The sequence below is a fragment of the Campylobacter sp. MIT 97-5078 genome (assembly GCF_006864455.1).
In the GTDB taxonomy this organism is placed as follows: Bacteria; Campylobacterota; Campylobacteria; order Campylobacterales; family Campylobacteraceae; genus Campylobacter_D.
Window position 1 is genome coordinate 16,563 of sequence record NZ_QHLK01000014.1, and the last position, 18,380, is coordinate 34,942.

Annotated in this window: 28 protein-coding genes and 1 pseudogene; 3 read left to right on the forward strand and 26 right to left on the reverse strand. The window is 35.7% G+C overall.

Annotated features, from left to right (window positions below):
* Window positions 1–10: 10 nt before the first annotated feature.
* The 23 genes and pseudogenes from DMB91_RS07435 to DMB91_RS09160 form a co-directional block, all read right to left on the reverse strand.
* Window positions 11–1,102 (reverse strand): NAD(P)-dependent alcohol dehydrogenase, encoded by a 1,092-nt coding sequence (locus tag DMB91_RS07435; protein ID WP_143116884.1) that lies wholly within the window; start codon window positions 1,100–1,102, stop codon window positions 11–13.
* 276 nt (window positions 1,103–1,378) lie between these two features.
* Entirely contained in the window at window positions 1,379–2,644 is a 1,266-nt protein-coding gene (secY, locus tag DMB91_RS07440; protein ID WP_034905532.1) for a preprotein translocase subunit SecY, read from the reverse strand.
* A complete protein-coding gene (rplO, locus tag DMB91_RS07445; RefSeq protein ID WP_034905530.1) occupies window positions 2,641–3,036 on the reverse strand; it encodes a 50S ribosomal protein L15 in 396 nt (131 codons plus the stop codon). Before rplO ends, secY begins: the two co-directional genes overlap by 4 nt.
* Before the next feature lie 3 nt (window positions 3,037–3,039).
* The gene (rpsE, locus tag DMB91_RS07450) at window positions 3,040–3,483 is read right to left on the reverse strand and encodes a 30S ribosomal protein S5 (protein ID WP_034905528.1); all 444 of its coding nucleotides are present in this window, start codon (window positions 3,481–3,483) and stop codon (window positions 3,040–3,042) included.
* Window positions 3,484–3,493: 10 nt separating this feature from the next.
* A complete protein-coding gene (gene rplR / locus DMB91_RS07455; RefSeq protein WP_034905526.1) occupies window positions 3,494–3,850 on the reverse strand; it encodes a 50S ribosomal protein L18 in 357 nt (118 codons plus the stop codon).
* A gap of 9 nt (window positions 3,851–3,859) precedes the next feature.
* A complete protein-coding gene (gene rplF, locus DMB91_RS07460; RefSeq protein ID WP_034905524.1) occupies window positions 3,860–4,396 on the reverse strand; it encodes a 50S ribosomal protein L6 in 537 nt (178 codons plus the stop codon).
* 64 nt (window positions 4,397–4,460) lie between these two features.
* On the reverse strand, window positions 4,461–4,856 hold the full coding sequence (gene rpsH / locus DMB91_RS07465; protein WP_034905522.1) for a 30S ribosomal protein S8: 396 nt from the start codon (window positions 4,854–4,856) through the stop codon (window positions 4,461–4,463).
* Between the two features lie 9 nt (window positions 4,857–4,865).
* Window positions 4,866–5,051: a type Z 30S ribosomal protein S14 gene (locus tag DMB91_RS07470; RefSeq protein WP_034905521.1), complete on the reverse strand. Its 186-nt coding sequence runs from the start codon at window positions 5,049–5,051 to the stop codon at window positions 4,866–4,868.
* Window positions 5,044–5,595 carry a 50S ribosomal protein L5 gene (rplE, locus tag DMB91_RS07475; RefSeq protein ID WP_034905519.1) on the reverse strand — a complete coding sequence of 184 codons (552 nt, stop codon included), beginning with the start codon at window positions 5,593–5,595 and terminating at the stop codon, window positions 5,044–5,046. The genes DMB91_RS07470 and rplE overlap by 8 nt, the downstream gene beginning before the upstream one ends.
* A gap of 1 nt (window position 5,596) precedes the next feature.
* On the reverse strand, window positions 5,597–5,818 hold the full coding sequence (gene rplX, locus DMB91_RS07480) for a 50S ribosomal protein L24 (protein WP_034905518.1): 222 nt from the start codon (window positions 5,816–5,818) through the stop codon (window positions 5,597–5,599).
* Window positions 5,818–6,186: a 50S ribosomal protein L14 gene (rplN, locus tag DMB91_RS07485; RefSeq protein WP_034905516.1), complete on the reverse strand. Its 369-nt coding sequence runs from the start codon at window positions 6,184–6,186 to the stop codon at window positions 5,818–5,820. The genes rplX and rplN overlap by 1 nt, the downstream gene beginning before the upstream one ends.
* Entirely contained in the window at window positions 6,186–6,437 is a 252-nt protein-coding gene (gene rpsQ / locus DMB91_RS07490) for a 30S ribosomal protein S17 (protein WP_034905514.1), read from the reverse strand. Before rpsQ ends, rplN begins: the two co-directional genes overlap by 1 nt.
* 4 nt (window positions 6,438–6,441) lie before the next feature.
* Entirely contained in the window at window positions 6,442–6,630 is a 189-nt protein-coding gene (gene rpmC / locus DMB91_RS07495; RefSeq protein ID WP_034905512.1) for a 50S ribosomal protein L29, read from the reverse strand.
* Entirely contained in the window at window positions 6,617–7,042 is a 426-nt protein-coding gene (gene rplP / locus DMB91_RS07500) for a 50S ribosomal protein L16 (RefSeq protein WP_034905510.1), read from the reverse strand. The genes rpmC and rplP overlap by 14 nt, the downstream gene beginning before the upstream one ends.
* Complete coding sequence (gene rpsC / locus DMB91_RS07505; protein ID WP_034905509.1) at window positions 7,042–7,746, reverse strand: 30S ribosomal protein S3; 705 nt, start codon at window positions 7,744–7,746, stop codon at window positions 7,042–7,044. The genes rplP and rpsC overlap by 1 nt, the downstream gene beginning before the upstream one ends.
* The gene (gene rplV / locus DMB91_RS07510) at window positions 7,747–8,187 is read right to left on the reverse strand and encodes a 50S ribosomal protein L22 (protein ID WP_034905537.1); all 441 of its coding nucleotides are present in this window, start codon (window positions 8,185–8,187) and stop codon (window positions 7,747–7,749) included.
* A gap of 8 nt (window positions 8,188–8,195) precedes the next feature.
* A complete protein-coding gene (gene rpsS, locus DMB91_RS07515) occupies window positions 8,196–8,477 on the reverse strand; it encodes a 30S ribosomal protein S19 (protein ID WP_002779444.1) in 282 nt (93 codons plus the stop codon).
* Between the two features lies 1 nt (window position 8,478).
* Entirely contained in the window at window positions 8,479–9,309 is an 831-nt protein-coding gene (gene rplB / locus DMB91_RS07520) for a 50S ribosomal protein L2 (RefSeq protein ID WP_034905504.1), read from the reverse strand.
* 1 nt (window position 9,310) lies between these two features.
* On the reverse strand, window positions 9,311–9,592 hold the full coding sequence (locus DMB91_RS07525; protein ID WP_034905502.1) for a 50S ribosomal protein L23: 282 nt from the start codon (window positions 9,590–9,592) through the stop codon (window positions 9,311–9,313).
* Window position 9,593: 1 nt separating this feature from the next.
* Complete coding sequence (gene rplD, locus DMB91_RS07530; RefSeq protein ID WP_034905500.1) at window positions 9,594–10,208, reverse strand: 50S ribosomal protein L4; 615 nt, start codon at window positions 10,206–10,208, stop codon at window positions 9,594–9,596.
* Window positions 10,205–10,780, reverse strand: coding sequence for a 50S ribosomal protein L3 (rplC, locus tag DMB91_RS07535; protein WP_034905498.1), 576 nt, complete (start codon window positions 10,778–10,780; stop codon window positions 10,205–10,207). The genes rplD and rplC overlap by 4 nt, the downstream gene beginning before the upstream one ends.
* A gap of 11 nt (window positions 10,781–10,791) precedes the next feature.
* On the reverse strand, window positions 10,792–11,103 hold the full coding sequence (gene rpsJ / locus DMB91_RS07540) for a 30S ribosomal protein S10 (RefSeq protein ID WP_034905496.1): 312 nt from the start codon (window positions 11,101–11,103) through the stop codon (window positions 10,792–10,794).
* 166 nt (window positions 11,104–11,269) lie between these two features.
* Window positions 11,270–11,368: pseudogene (locus DMB91_RS09160) on the reverse strand (XRE family transcriptional regulator); the annotation flags it as partial.
* On the opposite strand from DMB91_RS09160, the gene DMB91_RS07550 reads away from it, so the two are divergent.
* Window positions 11,342–12,358 carry a hypothetical protein gene (locus DMB91_RS07550; protein ID WP_143116885.1) on the forward strand — a complete coding sequence of 339 codons (1,017 nt, stop codon included), beginning with the start codon at window positions 11,342–11,344 and terminating at the stop codon, window positions 12,356–12,358. The pseudogene DMB91_RS09160 and the gene DMB91_RS07550 sit on opposite strands and share 27 nt — an antisense overlap.
* Before the next feature lie 412 nt (window positions 12,359–12,770).
* Here DMB91_RS07550 and DMB91_RS07555 read toward each other — a convergent pair whose 3' ends face one another.
* Entirely contained in the window at window positions 12,771–13,088 is a 318-nt protein-coding gene (locus DMB91_RS07555; protein WP_034905491.1) for a hypothetical protein, read from the reverse strand.
* Window positions 13,089–13,514: 426 nt separating this feature from the next.
* On the opposite strand from DMB91_RS07555, the gene topA reads away from it, so the two are divergent.
* Entirely contained in the window at window positions 13,515–15,596 is a 2,082-nt protein-coding gene (gene topA / locus DMB91_RS07560; RefSeq protein ID WP_034905489.1) for a type I DNA topoisomerase, read from the forward strand.
* A gap of 135 nt (window positions 15,597–15,731) precedes the next feature.
* Here the strand turns inward: topA and queC are convergent, their stop codons facing one another.
* Window positions 15,732–16,406: a 7-cyano-7-deazaguanine synthase QueC gene (queC, locus tag DMB91_RS07565; RefSeq protein ID WP_081946928.1), complete on the reverse strand. Its 675-nt coding sequence runs from the start codon at window positions 16,404–16,406 to the stop codon at window positions 15,732–15,734.
* Between the two features lie 49 nt (window positions 16,407–16,455).
* Between queC and ybeY the strand changes: the two genes are divergently transcribed.
* A complete protein-coding gene (gene ybeY / locus DMB91_RS07570; RefSeq protein ID WP_034905485.1) occupies window positions 16,456–16,869 on the forward strand; it encodes an rRNA maturation RNase YbeY in 414 nt (137 codons plus the stop codon).
* A 23-nt stretch (window positions 16,870–16,892) separates the two neighbouring features.
* On the opposite strand, the gene DMB91_RS07575 is transcribed toward ybeY, so the two are convergent.
* A complete protein-coding gene (locus DMB91_RS07575; RefSeq protein ID WP_034905483.1) occupies window positions 16,893–18,272 on the reverse strand; it encodes an MATE family efflux transporter in 1,380 nt (459 codons plus the stop codon).
* Between the last annotated feature and the right edge of the window lie 108 nt (window positions 18,273–18,380).

Below are 18,380 nucleotides of genomic sequence, written 5' to 3' on the forward strand. Positions count from 1 at the left end.
TGAAACTATTTTAACTAAAAGATTTTTTCATATCAATCACATAGCGAAATTTAGCCTTGCCACTTGTAAGATTATCATAGGCTTCATCTATCTTATCTGCTGTGATGATTTCGGTTTCTGGATAAATTTTATGCTTGAGGGAAAAATCAAGCATTTCTTGAGTTTCTTTCATACCCCCGATTAAAGAACCATACACTTTTTTACCAGCCTTAAACACAAGTGTATCTATGTTGATTTGTGGCATTGCTTCAGCTGGTGGTAAGCCTACTATTGCAAGTTCACCGCCGTATTTTAAAAGATCGATATACTCACTTACTTTATAAGCTGTTGGTATAGTTGAGATGATAAAATCAAAACGCTCTTTTACCTCACTTGGTTTGGTTGAGGTATAAAGAGCTTTTGTACCCATTTTCAAGGCTTCTTCTTTTTTCTTATCATTTCTTGCAAAGACATAAACTTCTGCACCCATTTTTACAGCGTATTTTACCGCCATAGAGCCAAGCCCACCAAAGCCAGCTACGCCGACTTTATCCCCAGCTTTGATTTGGCTAAATTTCAAAGGTGAATACGTCGTAATGCCAGCACATAACAAAGGAGCTACTTTTTCAAGTGGAGCATCACTTGGCACACATACTGCAAAATGCTCATGAACGACTATGTTGTTACTATATCCTCCATAAGTTGGTTCATTATCATGAAAGCTATCTATACAATCATAAGTAAAAGTTGCCTTGCCATTCATACAAAATTGCTCTTGACTTTTTTTGCAAGCTTCGCATTCTCCACAAGAATTCACCATACAACCAACACCAGCATAATCACCCACCTTAAATTTACTCACTTTTGAGCCTACAGCGATAACTCTACCAGCGATTTCATGACCCGGAATCATAGGATAAATTCCCTCATGCCATTCGCTTTTTGCACTATGCACATCGCTATGACAAATGCCTGCAAAAAGGATTTCGATTAAAATATCTTTTTCTCCAAGCGCATGACGCGAAAAATCATAAGGTTTAAATTGAGCATTTTTATCAGCCACAGCAAAACCTTTTGCTGAAATTCGCTTGCCACTAAGAGCTTCACTAATGTAATTTTGCATTTTTTCTCCTTCTAAATTTATTAATAATGATGAAATTATACAACCAGATACTTAATGTCTGTCAAGAGCAAATTTTAAAAAATGAAAGATAAAAAAAGAGAAGTAAAAAGCTTAATTAAAGATATTAAAAATCTAAAATTTTGGTATTAATCTTTCTCTTTTTCAAAAAATGATTATAGAAGAAGTAGAGGAAGCATTAAAAATAAAAAATAAAACACTTGATAAAAAAACTATACAAAAGTAAGGCTAAATTTTATAAAGCCTTACTTTGAGTTTTTAAAGATTTACAGCACTGAGAGTTTGGTATTTGTTCATATAAATTTGAGCTTCTATCTTTCTCATCGTATCAAGAGCAACTTGAACAACGATAAGCACAGAAGTGCCACCAAAATAAAATGGCACACCCAAGAACTTCACCAAAAGCCAAGGTAAAGTTGTAATTAAGCCAAGATAAATTGAGCCTGAAAGCGTAAGCCTTGAAGCGACTTCATTTAAGTAGTTTGAAGTGCCTTCGCCTGGTCGAATTCCTGGTATAAAGCCACCTTGTTTTTTGAGATTTTCAGCTATATCCTTAGCATTAAAAACTATGCTTGCATAAAAATACGCAAAGAAAATCACAAACAAGAAAGTAAGCAAATGAAACAAGTAGCCTTGTGGATTAAGATAATCATTAAGTATTCTTATGTATTCATTTGTGCTAGCTTGCAAAATGGTTGTTGGAAATGTCAAAATCGCACCAGCAAAAATAGGCGGTATAACCCCGCTTAAATTCACTTTAATAGGGATATAATTCATAATGCGTTTGTTTTGATTTTGCATAACAACTTTTCTTGAGTAAGAAATAGGTATGCGTCTTTCTCCAAGTTCAACATAAATGATCACCCAAATAGTCAGTAAAATGATAACAAGTATAATCACTGCTACAAGTATATTCATCTCGCCTGTATTAATTAATCCTACTGAACTGCTGATGGCTGAAGGTATGCTTGAAACTATACCAGCAAAGATGATGAGCGAAATTCCATTTCCCACGCCTCTTTGAGTGATTTGCTCGCCAAGCCACATTAAAAGCATAGTTCCAGCTAACATAGAAACAGCTGAAAGTGCGATGAAGGTGTTCATATCCTCGATCATAATCGCACTTTTGCCACCTGTTCCACTTAAGCTTTGAAGTCCTATGCTTACACCTATGCTTTGCACTAAAGTTATAGCTATGGTTGCGTAGCGAATAATTTGCATATATTTTTGCATACCATCGCGTTCTTTTTTCATCTTGCCTATATTAGGAAAGGTTGCGGCTAAAAGCTCCATGATAATAGAAGCTGTAATGTAAGGCATAATGCCAAGTGAGATGATAGAAAATCGTTCAGCCGCCCCACCGCTAAACATATTAAAAAGCCCAAGCGCATTTTGGCTGTTTTGGTTAAAAAACTCAGCAATCACTTCAGCATTTACCCCCGGAACTGGCACAAAGGCTAGAACGCGGTAAGCAAATAAAAAAGCAAGCGTGATGAGAATTTTATTGATTAAACTTTTACTCATTCTTTGCTTCCGCTTACGCTGATTTTTTCATCTTTGATTTTGCCTGCAAGAGTTTTAGCTGATTTGCCGATGAGTTTAATCTTTTCAACTGACTTTGCAAATTTATGCACGCCTTTAATGCTCTCAAAGCTGATTTCGCTAAGTTCTGCGATAGCTTTTATCTTTTCAACATTAATCACATAAGGCTTTTGTATCTTTGAGGTAAAACCTACCTTTGGTAAACGTCTTTGTAAAGGTTGTTGTCCGCCTTCAAATCCTCTTTTTTCATTATAACCTTTTCTTGCGGTTTGCCCTTTGCCACCCTTGGTTGCTGTTTTTCCGTGTCCGCTACCTTGTCCGCGTCCTATTCTTTTGATCTTTCGTGTTGATCCGGCTGCTTTTGTTAAATTCATTTCTTATCCTTTAAGCATAGTAAGTGCTTTAATCGTCGCACGAACGACATTGGCTGAATTGTTTGATCCTAAGGACTTTGTTAAGATGTCCTTAATACCTGCTAGTTCAACTATAGGACGCGTTGAGCCACCCGCGATAACACCTGTTCCCTCGCTAGCTGGTTTGAGTAAAATTCTACTTGAATTGTATTTTACTTCCACATCATGAGCTATGGTTGAACCCTTGGTTTTTACTTCAACTATATTTTTAAAAGCATCATCAACTCCCTTACGAATCGCATCTGGAACTTCTTTTGCCTTGCCATAACCAACGCCTACAAGTCCTTTTTTATTGCCGACAACTACAAGAGCAGTAAAGCGAAATCGACGCCCGCCTTTAACGACTTTGGTTACTCTGCCTATATCAACGATGATTTCTTCGAATTCTTCTTTATTATACTTTTGCATTTAAACTCCTTTATAGCTTTATGCCATTTTCTCTTAAGGCATTTGCTAGTTCAGCGATAACGCCATGATACACAAAGCCATTTCTATCAAATACACCATTTTCAAGCTTTTTAGCCTTTAAAGCTTTTGCAAATTCAGCGCCTACTTTTTTAGCACCTTCTTTGTTGGCTTTTACCCCAAGTTTGCGTCCATCAACAGCAGCTAAAGTTACAGCTTTAACATCATCAATAGCTTGCACATATAAGGTGCGATTTGATTTAAATACTGAAATTCTAGGCAAGGTTTGTGTGCCTGAAATTTTAGCTCTAATGCGTTTTTTTCTTTTGATTCTAAGACTTAATTTTCTTTTTAATACATTTGCTCTCATCTTACGCCCTTATTTCTTAGAAGTTTTTCCGGCTTTGCGGATTATGCGTTCATCAGCATATTTTACACCCTTACCCTTGTAAGGCTCTGGTGGTCTAAACTCACGAATTTGAGCAGCAACTTGTCCTACGATTTGTTTATCACTTCCTTTGATGATGATATTATTTTTATCAACAGTAATTTCAATACCTTCTGGTATAGCATAGTTGATAGGGTGAGAAAAACCAAGTGCAAGTTCAAGCACCTTGCCTTTTAAAGCTGCTTTATAGCCAACGCCGTTGATTTCTAAGGTTTTGCTAAAGCCCTCATTTAAGCCGATGACGACATTATTTGCTAAGGCTCTATAAGTTCCCCAATAAGCCCTGCTTTGTCTATCTTCGCCCTTAGGAGCAAAAACTATGGTATTATCTTTAAGCTCAACAAGCACATTTGCTTTTGTGTCAAGCTCTTTACTTAAATTTCCTTTTTTAAACTTGAGTATATTTCCCTCAAGTTTTACTTCCACTCCGTTTGGAATGGCGATTGGTTGTTTGCCTATACGAGACATATTTTTTCCTTTTATTTGTCTAAGGTAAGAATTTACCAAATGCCATAAAAGCTAAGCGAGTTTTTCACCAAATGGTGCATAAAACCTCGCCACCTACGCCGATTTTATAAGCTTCATCATTAGCTAAAACGCCCTTGCTTGTGCTTACAACTATGGTTCCATATCCATTTTTAAAACGTTTGATCTCATCTTTGCCCTTATATACACGACGACCCGGCTTTGAAACCCTTTTGATCTCATTGATCACGCTTGAGCCTCTTTCATCGTATTTAAGCACAACTGAGATGAATTTTTTCTTATCTTCTTCAATAATGCTAAAACTTTCTATATAACCCTTTGCTTGAAAAATTCCTACCAAGGCTTCAATCACCTTTGAGTGAAGTAATTTAGTGCTTTCAAGCTTTCTCATACTTGCATTTCTGATACGAGTGAGTGAATCTGAAATTATATCATTGATCATTATTTGTCCTTACCAACTTGATTTTTTAAGTCCGGGAATCAAACCTTCATTTGCCATTTTTCTAAGGCAAACTCTACAAATTCCAAAGTCTCTATATACTGAATGCGGACGCCCACAAATTTGACATCTTGTATAAGCTCTTACGCTAAATTTTGCTTTTCTAGCTGCTTTTGCTATCATTGATTTTTTAGCCATTTACTCTCCCTTTTGCGAAAGGCACACCAAACAATTCTAAAAGCTTTTGCGCCTCAATATCTTTTTGTGCTGTTGTAACTATACTAATATTCATGCCGTGTGTGCGTAGGATTTTATCATATTCTACTTCTGGGAACATAAGCTGTTCATCAAGCCCAAAATTATAATTTCCCCTTCCATCAAAACCATCTCTGCTTAAGCCTCTAAAGTCTTTTACTCTAGGTAAAGCTATAGAGACGAGCTTGTCTAAAAAGGCAAACATATTATCTTTTCTTAACGTTACCATAACGCCTACTGGGAAGCCTTCACGCACCTTAAAACCAGCCACTGATTTTCTTGCTTTAGTAATCAAAGCTTTTTGTCCAGCGATCAAAGAGATAGTATCAGCGATATTTTGCAAAACCTTTTGATCCTTTGCTAGTTCGCCAGCACCTACACTGATAACGATTTTTTCAAGGGCTGGGATAAGCATAGGGTTTTTAATGTTAAATTCTTTTACTAAAGCTGGCTTAATTTGTTCTTTGTATCTGTTTTTAAGTCTCATTTTAAACCTTTGCTACATTAGAAATATGTATTGGCATTTCTTTGTTGATAAAACCACCATTTGGGATTTTATCACTTGGTTTTACAGCTTTTTTAGCAAGCTTACAACCTTCAACCAAAACTTGATTTTTTTTAGGATATACAGCTAAAACTTTGCCTGTTTTACCCTTATCATCACCAGCAATGATCTTAACTTCATCGTTTTTCTTAATCTTAAGCTTCATTATAAAACCTCCGGTGCTAAAGAAACAATTTTCATAAAATTTGCATATCTTACTTCTCTACCAACCGGTCCAAAGATACGCGTTCCTATCGGTTCTCTTTTATTGTCTAAAATCACCGCAGCATTTTCATCAAAGCGGATAAGTGAGCCATTTTCTCTATGAATTTCTTTTTTGGTGCGAACAATAACTGCTTTTACCACTTGTCCTTTTTTTACTTTACCATTTGGCAAAGCCTTTTTTACTGATGCAACGATAACATCACCTATGGTAGCATAGCGTCTTTTACTACCGCCTAAAACCTTTATACACATTAGCTCTTTTGCACCGCTGTTATCAGCAACGGCTAGCCTTGTAAAACTTTGTATCATTACTCAACTCCTGTTGCTAATATAGATTTTAAACGAAAAGCTTTTCTTTTTGAAAGTGGGCGACATTCTACAGCTACTATAGTATCGCCTACCTTAGCTTCGTTTTTCTCATCGTGTATGAGGTATTTTTTAAAGCGTTTAACGATTTTTCTATACCTTGGATGAACCACTTTTCTTTCAACCAAGACACTTGCGGTTTTATCACCACTGATTTGGACAATAACGCCTTGAATTTCTCTTTTAAATGCCATAATCTTATCCTTTTAAAGCGTTGATTGCAGTGCTTATTCTAGCAATGTCTTTTCTGATCTGTCCTATGAGCTTAGGATTAGTAAGCTGCATAGTTCTAAGCCTTTGTTTTTCAGTAAACAAAAGCAACTTTTGCTCTTTAAGCATAGTGTTTAGTTCTTCTTTAGTTTTATCTTTAAGCTCAATATATTTCATTTTGGCTCTCTCTTGTAACGAATTTGGTTTTGAAAGGAAGTTTATGCATGGCCAAGGTTAAAGCTTGTCTTGCCATAGCCTCATCAACTCCAGCCATTTCATAAATAATTCTACCCGGTTTGATATTCATTACCCATTCTTCAATCCCAGCTTTACCTTTACCCATACGAGTTTGTAAAGGTTTTTTAGTCAGTGGTTTATCTGGAAAAACGCGTATCCAAGTTTTGCCTTGTCTTTTTACAAAACGAGTAAGAGCGATACGAGCTGCTTCTATTTGACGTGAATTAATGCGTCCAGCCTCAACAGCCTTTAAAGCAAAATCTCCAAAAGTAAGCTCAGTGCCACGACTTGCATAGCCGCGGTTTCTGCCCTTCATTTGCTTTTTATATTTTGTTCTTTTTGGTAGTAACATTATTTACTCCTTCTTGTGCGTCTTGGCTTTTTAGTTTCAGCTGTTGCTTCCTCACTTTTATCAGCCTGAACGCCTTTTTGTAAAATTTCGCCTTTAAAAATCCATACCTTAACGCCTATATTTCCATAAGTCGTCCTTGCTTCAGCAAAACCATAATCAATCTTTGCTCTTAAGGTATGAAGTGGCACACGCCCTTCAAGATACCATTCAGTTCTTGCCATTTCAGCTCCACCTAAACGTCCTGAAACGCTGACTTTTATACCTTTAGCACCAGCTTTTTGAGCCCCTTGTATAACTTTTTTCATAGCTCTTCTAAAAGCTATTCTTTTTTCAAGTTGAGTGGCTACGCTTTCAGCGGCAAGTTGAGCTGAAGCACCTGCCTTTCTTTCTTCTTTAATGTTGATATTTACATCTTTGTGGATTAAGTCTTGAAGCTCTTTGCGAAGATTATCAACATCGCTTCCCTTTTTGCCGATGATGATGCCCGGTCTTGCTGCCACAACGGTTACACGAAGCTTTTTTGCTGTTCTTTCAACAAGAATTTGAGAAATTCCAGCATAATAAAGCTTTCTTTTCAAAAAGGCTCTTATTTTGTAATCCTCGCCTATATTTTCGACAAAGTTTGCTTTGGTTGGAAACCATCTTGACTCCCAATTTCTGTTAATACCTAGTCTTAAACCAATCGGATTTACTTTTTGTCCCATTTAATCTTCCTTCTTTGCTGTGGCTTTTTTCGCTGGTGCTTTGTTTGCTTTTGGCTTAACTGTGGCTGAAGTTTTAGTCTTTGGCGCTGTTTTTTTAGCCTCTGTTTTTTGAGTTTCTTTTTCAACTTGTTTAGCAACCTCTACCAAGATATGAGAAGTAGGCTTTCTAATGCGACTTGCACTACCTCTTGCTCTTGGTCTAAATCTTTTAAGCACAGAGCCAGCATCTACTCTACACGAGCTTACTATGACTTCATTAGCTTCAAAATTTCCATTTGCAACTGCTGTTTTAATCGCATTTGCTATGTATTTTGCACCTTTATTTGGAGTAAATTGGAGGCTTGCTAATGCAAGTTCAGCATTCATACCTTGCACTTCTTTAGCGATAAGTCTTGCCTTAGTAGGCGATAATCTGATATATTTAATCAATGCTTTGCTCATCATCAACCTCACTTACCGATTTTCTTTTGCACAGAGCCTTTATGCCCTTTAAATGTGCGTGTTGGTGCAAACTCACCAAGCTTATAGCCTATGTGATTTTCAGTGATATACACTGGAATGAAGCTCTTGCCATTATGGACATTAAAGGTTAATCCTATCATATCCGGTATTATAGTTGAACGTCTGCTCCATGTTTTTATAGGCTTATTATCATTTGCTTTCTTTGCTGCGATGACTTTTTTCATTACATGATCATCGACAAAAGGACCTTTTTTCAGTGATCTAGCCATCTTATTTTCCTTTTCTTCTTGAGATTATAAGCTTATCGCTTGCTTTTTTACGACGTGTTTTTGCACCTTTAGTTGGTTTGCCCCAAGGTGTAACTGGGTGGCGACCTGAATTTTTCTTACCTTCACCACCACCGTGTGGGTGATCAACTGGGTTCATTGCCGAACCTCTTGTTTGAGGGCGAATTCCTCTGTGGCGATTGCGTCCGGCTTTACCTATAGTGATATTTGCCCAGTCTTCATTGCCAACCTCACCAATGCTAGCCATACATTCAGCTAAAACTTGACGCATTTCTCCGCTCGCTAAACGTAAGATAACATATTTTTCTTCCTTACCCATGAGTTGAGCATAAGCTCCAGCACTGCGTATTATTTGTCCGCCTTTGCCCGGCTTAAGTTCTACATTATGCACTATGGTTCCAACTGGTATATTTTTAAGCTTCATAGCATTGCCCGGCTTTATATCAAGTCCGCTTTCAGCTGCTGCTATAATATCGCCTACTTTTAAGCCTCTTGGTTGAAGTATATAACGTTTATCGCCATCCTTATAAGAGATAAGTGCTATACGACAAGTTCTGTATGGATCGTATTCTATAGCTTCTACCTTGCCTTCAACGCCAAATTTACGACGTTTAAAATCGATGATTCTATAAAGTTTTTTCGCACCTGCTTCTTTATGGCGACTTGTAATGCGTCCATAGCTGTTGCGTCCAGCATGGGTAGAAAGTTTTACAAGTAAAGATCGCACGCTTGGTTTTGCTGTGATATCTTCAGAGCTTAAGTCAGTGATATAACGTCTGCTTGGAGTGTATGGTTTATAAGTTTTAATCGCCATCTTAAGCCTCCTTACTTTCTAAGCTTACCCCTTCAGGAAGCTTTACATAAAATTTCTTATAATCATTTCTTTGTCCTATACGTCCTCTAAAACGTTTGACTTTGCCATTCATTCTTAAAGAATTGATCTTTTCAGCACTCACGCCAAAATACTCTTTAAGCACTGCATTAAGGCTATTTTTTGTCATCTTAGGACTTGTTTGGATCACCACCACACCTCGTTCTTGTAAATTTAAGCTTTTTTCAGTGTAGAGTATGCTTTTTATATCTGTAATATCTGCCATTTTACGCCTCTTTCGTGAGTGTTTTTAAAGCTTGCTCTTCTATGATCACTGTTTTAAATACAGCGATTAAGTAAGCATTGACTTCGCTAAGATCAACCACATAAGAATGTGCTAAATTTCTAAATGCTAAAAAAGTTTTTTCATCAACGAAATCTTTGACTATAAGCACATCTTTAAGATTAAGCTTTTTGATGATAGCTTGAGCATCTTTGCTTTTGCCACTTTCTACAATCAAGCTTGGTACTGCAAATAAAGCACCTTTTTCAGCCTTTTCAGCCAAAGCTCTTTCTAGGGCTAATCTTTTTTGCTTTTTATTCACTTTTTGGAAGTAATTTTTGTTATTTGTAGGACCAAAGGCTACGCCACCGCCTACCCAAACATTTGTTCGTGTTGAACCAGCTCTAGCTCCGCCTCTTCCTTTTTGTCTCCAAGGCTTTTTACCCCCACCGCTTACTTCACTTCTATTTTTAGTGTGAGCGTTGTTTGCTCTTAAGCTTGCAAGATATGATTTTGCATACAAATAAAGATTATGCGGATTGATTTGTGCATAGCTTTGAGGCAAATCAAGCTCACTTGCTTTTTCAAATTTATCATTTAAAACTATTACTTTACTCATTTGGCTATCCTTATTCTACCCATTGCACCATTATATCCTGGAACTGCTCCTTTAAGCACAAGGATTTTGTTTTCAGCATCATATGAAATGAGTTCATTTTTAACAGTGATTTTTTCATTGCCATAATGTCCAGCCATTTTCATACCCGGTTGCACGCGACCTGGCCACTCTCTATTACCAATAGAACCATGTCTTCTGTGAAATCTTGAACCATGACTTGCCGGACCGCCTGAAAAGCCGTGTCTTTTAATCACGCCACTATAGCCTCTACCTTTTGAATTAAAACTAACCTTTAAAATTTTAGCTTCTTTTAATGGGCTTTCATCGATGTCTCCAGCTTCAGTATTGGCTACTTCTAGGCTTGCAAAGCGGTTAAATTCAGTTGAAAGATTGTATTTTTTTTGTTGTCCAGTTATGCTTTTGTTTTTTGCTTTGCCTTTTGCAAAAGCGACTAATGCCTTGCCATTTTCTACCTCGCATACTTTAGTATTAACTAATTTAAGTAGGGTTACAGCTATACTTGGATTAGAAATGGTTCTACTCATACCTATTTTTTCTACGATATATTCCATCTTTTATCCTTTTACTTGCCCATAGCCCTAACTTCGACATTGACCTCTGGGGCTAAGTCAAGTTTGGTTAAAGAATCCACCGTATCAGGTGTAGCTGCTACTATATCAAGTATTCTTGCGTGAATTCTAAGCTCGAATTGTTCTCTTGAATCTTTGTTGATATGTGGAGATTTCAAAACGGTGTAACGTTTGATTTTTGTTGGCATTGGCACAGGACCACGAATGTCCGCACCAGTCCTTTTAACAGCCTCAACTATGGCTGCAACTGTTCGATCAAGAACCCGGTGATCATAAGCTTTAAGCTTAAGCCTAATCCTTTCCATAATTTTCCTTTACAAAGAACTTGTTAGCACAGAGCTAACGAAAATAAAAAGGTGATTGTATAAAAACTTCATTGTTTTGTCAAGCTTTTAGCCTTAAATTTTAAAGTTTTTTTCCTTTTAAAAAGGATAAAAATGCAAATTTAAGAGTTTAAAATTTTAAAAATCTTTAAAAGCAAAATAATTCTTTCATGGGTATGTCTAAGCTTTTGCAGATTTTGTAGATATGTTCTAGGTTGAAGTGTTTGCCATAGCGATTGCTTTCGCAACGATATCAATGGGGGGGGGGGATTATGAATTTGACTTTTTGAGTTTAGATAATGTTTTGCTTTTTAGCCACACTGCTAAAGCTCAAGATCAAAAACTAAGTTTAGAGCTTCACTCAAAACAAAAATTTGCTAAAATCCTCATCTTTACACAAACAACAAAACCTTTCAAACTTTCAAATTTAAAGCTTTTAGCACGCAAATATAACGGACTTTTTGTCAGTATAACTGATGATGGTTTGGGTTGTAGACTGATGAATTTAATCGTAACTATGTATCTAGCTCATATCAGCGGACTTAAATTTGGTTTTGCGTGGAAAAGCGAGCTTAATGCTTGTGGCACTAATGATCTAAGAGCAAATGTAAAACAATATGGTTTTGATATACTTTTGCCTCAAATTCAAAATGAAGAATATATCTTTGATGATGAGTTTATCAAAACGCATTCTTATATTAGTGTCATTCAAAGACAAACAAAGCATCTTGCAAGAGGCATTAGTCTTGACAAAATTCAAAATGAGCTTCCATTTTCAGGGGCTTTTGGCTACAGCTACCAAGATAGTGGTATGCATATTAGCGGAGTGGATAAAGACTATCTTAAGGAGCTACCAAAATTCTACGCAAAAATTCAATTTAGCAAGTATATCAACTCTATCATCAAACAAGCAAAAAACCTAACAAAACACCTAGAAAAGATAAAAGTTCATAATCTTATGCAAGTCCATTCTTATATGTATTTGTATTTTTTAGCACGTGCAAGATTAGCACGTGTAGATGAGCTTGAAAAAATCGTTTCAAGAGCTTTAAAACTTGATAATGAAAGCTTATTTTACAAAATTGCCTTTTTAGATATCTTGCTTTCAAAAAAGCAATACTCGCAAGCTGAAATGTGGCTAGAAAGCTTTTTAAAGATAATGAAGAAGCATTTTTTAGCTACCTTTTCAAAGGGGCTTTATATACTCGCTTTAAGGAAGTTAAATGCAATATTTTAAATACCAATACAGCACAAGGAATTCATAAATTTAAAAACCTACAAAAACCCATTTTTAAAGTAAAAACAAAAGAAAGACTTGATAAAACAAAATCGGTGCTGTAAAAAGAGTGGAAAATATGCTCAGTTACAGGCTTGGAAAGGCTTATCTTGAAACTCAATTTTTTCACTTTTTCAAGCCTTAAGAAAAACAAGGGTTGAGTTTAAGGTTTATCAAAATATACTTGAAGAACTTAAGGTTCAAAATTTACTTATGTTTGAATATGCGGATTTTTTAGAAGCAAATGAACTCAAAAAGGGCTTAGAATTTCAAATAGGCGAGCTCAAAAAAAGGCTGATAAATCGCCCTTTAAGCTTGGCTATATAAGGCTTGGTTTTGAAATTTCAAAGCTCAAAAAAACAATAGATCAAATTTAAGTCTTGATCAAGGCTAAAGTTTGCACGACTTGTTTTAAAAGCTCTAAATTTTCAGGATCAAGCACATACCAAAGCTTTGCTTTTTCAAAGGGTTTGGCTTTTTCATTCCCACAAAGCAAGCTTTCAAGCTCTTTGTGTGCTTTGACAAACAGCATATCATCACACAGCAAAAAGCAAGGCTTGGCTTCGCGCCTTTTATCAAGTATATAAAAACAATACTCGCCAAACATTTTTCTTGTTTTAAAATCAAAACCACTTTCGCAGTTTTGCAAGCATTCTAAAACAAAGTCTTTAAATTCCACACTACTTGCCATTTAGTCTTTCCCTTTTAACATAATTTTAAAAATCAACAAATTCGAAACTTGAATTACAAATTCAAAAGAATCAAGAAAGCTTATATTAATATTTATCTTTATATTATTTTTATTTTTAGTTATTATAATAAAAAATGAAAATTTTTTAAATAAAAAGTTAAAGTAAAATGTGCTAGATTTGCTCTCTTAAGACTTAAAGGAAGGATAAATGCAAACTGATTTGACAGATTACATAGGATTTTTAGCGACAGATTTGCGTGATGAGCTATCAGCAACTTTTGATGAGAAGGTGATTTGCGAATAGCGATAAAATCAAGCTTGATTTGCAAGCTTTTTGGAATGAAAACTAAAAAATGTTAAATTAAAGTCAAGATTTTACAAATTTTTAGTAAAATCTTGCAATTTTAAAATAAAAAGGCAAGTTAAATGAAAAATCTCATCATCGTAGAGTCCCCAGCAAAAGCTAGAACTATAGGTAATTTCTTAGGCAAAGATTATGAAGTTATCGCTTCAAAAGGGCATATTAGGGACTTACCAAAAAGTAGTTTTGGTATTAAAATCGATGATGATAGCTTCATCCCAGAATACCGCATCTCAAAAGATCATAGCGAGCTAGTAAAAGAGCTTAAAACAAAGGCAAAAAAAGCCAAGCAAGTTTATCTTGCAACTGATGAGGATAGAGAGGGCGAAGCTATAGCCTATCATATCGCTAAGGCTATTGACAAAGATGAAAACTCCTTACCTCGCATAGTCTTTCACGAGATCACTCAAAGTGCGATTGAACATGCTTTAAACAATCCAAGAAAACTTGATATGAACTCAGTTAATGCCCAGCAAGCAAGACGTTTGCTCGATCGCATAGTAGGCTATAAACTTAGCCCCTTACTTGGACAAAAAATTCAAAAAGGGCTTTCAGCTGGCAGGGTGCAAAGTGCTGCGCTTAAGATTATCGTTGATAGAGAAAGAGAGATTAGAGCCTTTGTGCCACTTGAGTATTTTAGCATAGATATGATTTTTGCTAAAGATTTAGAAGCTGAACTTGTTGAATTTGATAAAAAAAAGATAGAAAGACTCACACTTACTAATAAAGACAGAGCCAAACTCATTTTAGAAACCTGTAAAAAGGCTGAATTTAAGGTTGTAAATATAGAAAGTAAGGAGAGAAAACTTCCAGCTCCACCGCCTTTTATGACCTCAACCCTACAACAAAGTGCAAGTAATACACTTGGCTTTAATCCTAAAAAAACCATGATGATCGCTCAAAAGCTCTATGAGGGCGTAAAAACACATAAAGGCGTGATGGGTGTGATCACTTATATGAGAACAGATAGCTTAAATTTAGCCAAAGAAGCTGTGCAAAGTGCGAGGGACTTTATAGAAAAAAACTATTCAAAGGCTTATTTGCCCGCTAAGCCTTTAGTGTATGCAACAAAGTCAAAAGGTGCTCAAGAAGCCCATGAAGCCATACGTCCTACGAATTTAAGCTTTACCCCACAAATTGCTACAAATTTTCTTGAAAAAGATGAACTAAGACTTTATACTTTGATTTATAACCGCTTTTTAGCGTGTCAAATGAATCCTGCTATATCATCAAGTCAAAGTGTTTTTGTAAGCGGCGATAAGGCTGTGTTTAAGATCAGCGGACGTAAAATCCTTTTTGACGGATATTATAAAGTTTATGGGGATATGGATAAGGATAAAATTTTACCAGAATTAAAAATAGGACAAGGGCTAAAAACTCAAAAAATTGACATTAGCTCTCATCTTACTGAAGCTCCGCCTCGTTATTCTGAAGCTGGACTTGTAAAAAAGCTTGAAAGTCTAGGTATAGGACGCCCCTCAACTTATGCACCAACCATTTCTATACTTACAAGTCGTGATTATGTAAAGATAGATAAAAAACAACTTGTGCCAAGTGAAGTTGCTTTTAGTGTGGTTGAGGTTTTAGAAAAACATTTTGGCGACATAGTTGATGCTGAATTTACCTCAAAGCTTGAAAATACCCTTGATGAAATAGCTGAAAAAAAAGCAGACTGGCAGGAAACTTTAAAAGAGTTTTACTATCCTTTTATGCGGAAAGTAGAAGAGGGTAAAATAAAAATTGCTAGTCAAAAAACCCTTATTAAGCTTGGTGAAACTTGTCCTCAATGTGGTGGCGAACTTGCTATTCGTAAGGGTAGATATGGCGAGTTTATAGCGTGTTTGAATTTTCCAAAATGCAAATACTCAAGAAATTTAGAAAACAAAGAGCAAGCTCAAAGCCTACAAAAAAAGACTAATGGCACAGGCATAATTTGCCCTGAATGTCAAAAAGGAGAGATTGTTGAACGTTTTAGCAAGAGGGGTAAATTTTATGGTTGTAGTGAATACCCAAAATGCAAATTTGTCAGTAATTACAAGCCAAGCGATGAAAAATGCGAGGAATGCGGCTCTTATATGATTATCAAAGAGCTTAAAAAAGGCACTTTTTTAGAATGCCCTAAATGTAAAATCAAAAAGCAAATTTAAGCTTTTTGGCTACACCTTAACAAAACTAAAAAGCTTTTTAGTTTTTAACTTCATAAAATATAAAACACTTCATTTTATCTGCTATTTTGCCTATAATGGATAAAACAAAGCTGACGCAAATTTTTTAGTGAGTATTTAAGCATATTCTATCTTATCTTTTTGCCCAGCCTCGCTAAAGCCTTTTAAACGCAACAAACAACTATCACAAGCCCCGCAAGCCTTATCTTGTCTTTCATAACAGCTCCAAGTTAGCTCTAAAGGCACTTTTTCTTTTAAAGCAAGCTTGACTATATCAGCTTTTTTAAGATGCACTAAGGGAGTTTTTATCTGCGTTTTTAGTTTTGTAGCTCTGCCTTCATTGATAAAAGCTTCAGCCTTTTTGATAAAACTTTCAGTGCAATCAGCATAACCGCTACTATCTTCTTCAACCACACCTATAAAAATCGCCTCACATTCGTGCTTTTCAGCAATTGCTGCAGCTATACTTAAAAAAATGCCATTCCTAAAAGGCACATAAGTATTTGGCGTTTCATTTACACCAAATTCATTTTTAGGTATCTCAAGGCTAGTATCAGTAAGCGAATTTGCCCCTATGATCTTGATAAAATCAGTATTTAAAATATAGCGATTATTTAAATTTATGCCCAAGTTCTCGCAAATAGCCTCAAAACAAGCCCTTTCTTTTTCCTGTGTCCTTTGAGCATAGTCAAAATGTAAGGCTACAAGCTCAAAGCCCTCTTTTTTCGCCAGATACGCACAAGTTGTGCTATCCATACCCCCACTGATGATACATAAAGCTTTTTTCACAATTTTCCTTGAAATTTGATATAATAAAGGCTATTTTATCAAAAGGAATTCAATGATACTTTGCCAAGAGGATGTGGATTGTAATTTTTTGCAAATTTTAGCTGATGAGCTAAGCCTTAAAGATATAGAACTTCTTTTAGTAGATAATGAGGCGATGAAAAAGATCAATTTAGAGCAAAGAGGCATAGATAAAAGCACTGATGTGTTATCTTTTCCGCTTTTAGATGAGTTTGATTTAAATTTACCACTTGGAAGTATAGTTATTAACACAGAGCTAGCCGAACAAAAAGCTAGAGAACTAGGACACAGCAAGCAAGAAGAGCTAGCTTTGCTTTTTTTGCACGGATTTTTGCACCTTCTTGGCTATGATCACGAAAATGACGAAGGACAAATGAGAGCAAAAGAAGAAGAACTCATTTTGAAATTTAAACTCCCAAAAAGCCTTATCATCAGAACTGAAGGCTAAATTTAATATTTGCTTTAAGATATTTATATCGCTTTTACTTCCTGCAAATTCCTATTTTGCTTTAAACTTCCTTTTTTAAACGTCCAAAAGATCACAGCTAAAGCTACAAAAAAGGAACAAAGTTCAGCCAAAGGATAGCTAAAAAATATGCCCTTTATGTCAAAAAAGCTTGGTAAAATAAGAAAAAATATACATACAAAAACCAAAGTATAAGATATAGTAACGATAAATGAACTTAAAGGCTTTTGCACGCTTTGAAAAAAGCTTGCCACGCTCATATTAAAGCCAAGCAAAATAAAACCTAGAAAATAAATCCGCATCGCCTCTATACACCCAGCTAGAAAATCCTCATCAATGTCACCAAATTCATTTTTTTGTAAAAACAATACCACTAAATGCTCGCTAAAAAGATAAGATAAAACATACATCAAACTTCCAAGCACAAGGCTAAACGCACAGCCAAAACGAAGTATCTTAACAAGCCTTGCATACACATTTGCGCCGTAATTAAAGCTTGCTATAGGCTGGATAGCCTGTGAAGCTGAGAGTAAGGCTGTAAATAAAATTATGCCAGAATACATCACAACGCTATAGGTTGCAATGGCTCTATCTCCACCTAAAAAACCTAAGATATGATTAGCTATGAGCATAACAACACTTGCACTCAATTCTGCACTAGCTTGAGCTATGCCATTTTGTGCGGATTTAAAAAGTGTAAAAAATTTAAAGGCTTTGATAAAATAAATTTGTCCCTTTTTTGAGATAAAATGCCAAAATAAGATCAAAAAACCTATAAAATGCCCTAAAATTGTCGCTAAAGCTGAACCAAAAAGCCCCCATTCAAAAACAAAAATGAAAAAATAATTCATCACGACATTGCTTAAAGATCCACTAATCATAGCTACCATAGCTAAAACAGGACGTTTATCATTCATCACAAAAATATCAAGCAATGGGTGTAAAACGATGACAAAAGAGCCAAGAAAAATGACTTCAAGATATTCAGCAGCTAAAGGAGCGATAGTTTGACTTGCACCAAGAAAGATCACAATTTCATCACAAAAGATAAAAAACACAAAGCCCAAAAGCAAGCTACTTAGTAAAGCAAAATAAAATACTGAACTAAAGATAAGCCTTGCTTTTTCAGGTTCATTTTTACCAAGATAATAAGAACTTAAACTTGCTGCACCTATGCTAAATAAAAGCTCATACGCGATCAACACAGGAAAAACAGGCCATGCTATACCAACAGCGGCAAGAGCATCATTACCAAGCTTTTGCCCTACAAAAATGCCATCTATGGTAGAATAAGTTGAAAGTGCAAGCATAGCACAAAGAGAGGGGATAAAATACCTAAAATAAAGCTTAGCTATGCTGTGTTTTTCAAGATCGATTGCCTGCATGGTCTTGTCCTTTTGAAAGCGAAATTATAGCTAAAAAGGGTAAGCAAGACAAATTAATCATTGATTTATCGCTTGAAAAAAGGAGGAAAACAAAAACATTCAAGCAGC